The 3,271-nt window shown below is 66.8% G+C and carries 5 protein-coding genes; 1 reads left to right on the top strand and 4 read right to left on the bottom strand.

What is annotated here, in order from left to right:
- Positions 1-404, top strand: a 404-nt coding sequence (locus ADADOO_RS08765) for a flagellar brake protein (RefSeq protein WP_511276788.1), incomplete at its 5' end; no start/stop codon positions are given.
- Positions 405-425: 21 nt separating this feature from the next.
- Here ADADOO_RS08765 and dmeF read toward each other — a convergent pair.
- From dmeF to ADADOO_RS08745, 4 genes are all read right to left on the bottom strand, one after another.
- Entirely contained in the window at positions 426-1,367 is a 942-nt protein-coding gene (dmeF, locus tag ADADOO_RS08760) for a CDF family Co(II)/Ni(II) efflux transporter DmeF (protein ID WP_511276786.1), read from the bottom strand.
- The gene (locus tag ADADOO_RS08755; protein ID WP_511276784.1) at positions 1,364-1,993 is read right to left on the bottom strand and encodes a class II aldolase/adducin family protein; all 630 of its coding nucleotides are present in this window, start codon (positions 1,991-1,993) and stop codon (positions 1,364-1,366) included. Before ADADOO_RS08755 ends, dmeF begins: the two co-directional genes overlap by 4 nt.
- Positions 1,986-3,074, bottom strand: coding sequence for an S-methyl-5-thioribose-1-phosphate isomerase (gene mtnA, locus ADADOO_RS08750; protein ID WP_511276783.1), 1,089 nt, complete (start codon positions 3,072-3,074; stop codon positions 1,986-1,988). The genes ADADOO_RS08755 and mtnA overlap by 8 nt, the downstream gene beginning before the upstream one ends.
- Positions 3,075-3,077: 3 nt before the next feature.
- On the bottom strand, positions 3,078-3,271 hold a 194-nt coding region (locus tag ADADOO_RS08745; protein ID WP_511276781.1), incomplete at its 5' end, for a type II toxin-antitoxin system death-on-curing family toxin.

The following is a 3,271-nucleotide window of genomic DNA, read 5'->3' as shown; positions in this document are numbered from 1 at the left end:
CCAAATACGTCGTCCGCCTGCAGCGCCGGGAGACTTTTCGCATCGAAACGCCGCGTGGCAAGCCGCTACAGCTTTTCGGCCGGCTCGGCGGTGGCCGGCTGCTTAATTTTCCGGCGCACGACATGTCGGTGGCCGGCATTGGCACCACCACCCCGACCCTGCCCGAGGGCCTGGCGGTCGGGGAGCGGCTGGAAAACTGCCATTTTGCCTTGCCCGATGACGAGCACGAGCTATTCTTCAGCGCGACGATTCGCCACATCACCCCGCAGCTTGGCCGAGCCGGCCAGCAGCAGTGGCGGGTCGGCCTGCACTTCGAGAACATGCCGATCGTCGAGGAGAATCGTATCCAGCGCTACATCGCCAAGGTCGAGCGCGAACGGCACGAGTTAGTTGTTAGTCGGTAGCAGCTGGTTTTTAGCGACCGACTAACAGAGGTCGCAGCGATGAATCTCGACCGTGGCGTGGACAATTTCTTCATGCACGGCCAGCGCGTCGCGGATCTGCAAGGGCGTCAGCGCCTGATCGTGGGTGAGCAGGCTCAGGGCGCAGGCATAGGCGCCGGTGCCGACGCGCCAGACGTGGAGGTCGGTCAACTCCGTCTGGCCAGCCGCCGGTAGCTGGGCGATGACGTCGCGGATTTCGGCGACGATCGGGTGATCCATTTCGCGGTCGAGCAGGACGCGGCCGCTTTGCACGATGAGTTTCCTGGCCCACCGCGCAACGAGGACGGCGCCGACCATGCCGGTCGCCGGGTCGAGCCAGGCCCAGCCGTAGAACCAGCCGCCGGCCAGCGCGGCGATGGCGAGCACCGAGGTGGCGGCATCGGTGACGACGTGGATGTAGGCGGCCTTGAGGTTGAGGTCGTCGTGATCGTGATGGGCGTGGTCGTGGTCGTGATGATGGTCGTGGTCGTGGGCCTGGCCGAGAATCAGCGCGCAGACGAGGTTGACGACGAGGCCGAGGATGGCGACGGCGATGGCTTCCGGGTAGTGAATTTCCTGCGGCGACCAGAGCCGTTCAAACGAGCCGAAGATCATCGCGGCGGCGACGCCGAGCAGGAAGATGGCGCTCGTGTAGCTGGCCAGTACCTCGATTTTCCAGGTGCCAAAGGCGAAGCTCGGATCGGCCGCGTATTTGCGCGCGGCGCCGTAGGCGAAGGCGGCGAGGCCGATGGCCAGGGCGTGCGAGCTCATGTGCCAGCCGTCGGCGAGCAGGGCCATCGAGTTGTACCACCAGCCGGCGACGATCTCGAGGAACATGGTGGCGATGGTGATCCACATGACGAGGCGGGTGCCGCGTTCGGCCGCGGCGTTGCCGGTCGTGTAGCGATGGTTGTGCGCCCAGCGGCTGAGGTCGTGGTTGCTCATTGCTGGCCGTAGCTCGCGAATTTTTCCAGGACGGCGGCCATTTCCTCGGCCGAGAGCAGCACCGGCTGGCCGAGCTGACAGGCGCGCCAGTATTGTTCGCAGAGCTCTTCGAGTTCGATGGCGAGGGTGAAGGCTTCGTCGAGATCGCGCCCGGCGACGAGCAGGCCGTGGTTGGCCAGCAGGCAGCCCTTGCGCCCGGCCATGGCGGCCATGGCTACGGTCGACAGGGAATTTGAGCCAAAAATGGAATATTCGGCGCAGCGTATCGTGTCGCCGCCGAAGCGGGCGATCATGTAGTGAAAGGGCGGAATATCAAGGCGCAGGCAGGCCAGGCTGACGGCGAAGGGCGAGTGGGCGTGCAACACGGCGCCGACTTCCGGCCGGGCGGCGTAGAGGTCGCGGTGAAAGCGCCATTCCGATGACGGCTTGCGGTTGCCGATGTGTGAGCCATCGAGCGCCATGAGCGGGATGTCGTCATCGCGCAAGGCGTCGTAGGGCATGCCGGTCGGCGTGATGTAGAAGCCGTCGCTGCTGCGCACGCTGACATTGCCGGCGGTGCTGCGGTTGAGGCCGGCCGGCTGCATGGCGCGGGCCGTGGCGATCAGTTCGCTGCGCAGGTCAGCCATGGTTTTCCTCCGGGTAAAGTGCCAGCAAGCCGTCGCGGCTGGCCGGGCAGACGCCGCGTTCGGTGATGATGGCGGTAACCAGCCAGTTCGGCGTGACGTCGAAGGCCGGGTTGGCGACATCCTCGCCGGCCGGCAATTGGCGCAGCGCCGAGGGTTGGGCGTGTTGGTCGAGGCCGTGGACGAAGCGGAATTCGTCGCCGTCGCGTTCCTCGATCGGGATGTCGGCGCCGTCGGCGCAAGCAAAATCGAGCGTCGAGCGCGGCGCCGCGACGTAAAACGGAATGCCGTTGTCGGCGCAGGCCAGGGCCTTGAGGTAGGTGCCGATCTTGTTGGCGACGTCGCCGTTGGCGGCGATGCGGTCGGCGCCGACGATCACGGCGTCGACCTGGCCGGTGCGCATGAGCAGGCCGGCCGCGTTGTCAGCGATGAGCGTATGCGGCACGCCGTGCTGTTCGAGTTCCCAGGCGGTGAGCAGGCCCTGGTTGCGCGGCCGGGTTTCCGAGACCCAAACATGCACCGGCACGCCGGCATCGTGCGCGGCATAGACCGGCGACAGGGCGGTGCCGTGGTCGACGGTGGCCAGCCAGCCGGCGTTGCAGTGGGTCATGATGTTCAGCGTCTGGCCGTTGGCGACGATCAGCTCGTTCCACTGCTTGAGGCCGTGCTGGCCGATGGCCGCGTTCTGCGCCACGTCTTCCTCGGCGATGGCGGCGGCTTCGACCCAGGCGGCCGCGCAGCGCTGTTCGGCCGGCAGTGGGCGGAGCACGCTTTCCATGCGGGCCAGCGCCCAATGCAGATTGACCGCCGTCGGCCGCGTCGACCGGAGCAGGGCGGCGGCTTCGGCCAGCCGGGCGTCGGAGGCCTCGAAGTCGAGCGCGATGGCCAGCCCGTAGGCCGCCGTGGCGCCGATCAGCGGCGCGCCGCGCACCTGCATGGCGCGGATGGCGTGGGCGGCCTCGTCGAGCGAGGCGACACGAACCCAGTGCAACGCATGCGGTAGCCGGGTCTGGTCGATGATGTCAATGGCGCGCTGTTCAGGATGGGCGCGCAAGGTGCGGGTGGGGGTGCCGTCGATGTTCATGGGTTAGAGTGGTTTTGTATGAGTGCGCAGCCAGTCGGCGTAATCGCTTTCGCTGATTTCTCCGGCGGCGAGGGCGAGCATGGTCAGGGTGGCGTCCTGCGGGGTGGCGGTCAGTCGGTAGCCGTTCAAACGCAAGAACATACCGGCGCCGAGAAAGCCGGCGCGCTTGTTGCCGTCGATGAAGGGATGATTCTTGG

Origin of the sequence: Azonexus sp., from assembly GCF_036170495.1 — a bacterium.
Taxonomy (GTDB): Bacteria; Pseudomonadota; Gammaproteobacteria; order Burkholderiales; family Rhodocyclaceae; genus Azonexus.
Note: the sequence above shows the minus strand (reverse complement) of the source record. Positions and strands in the feature narration are given on the sequence as shown.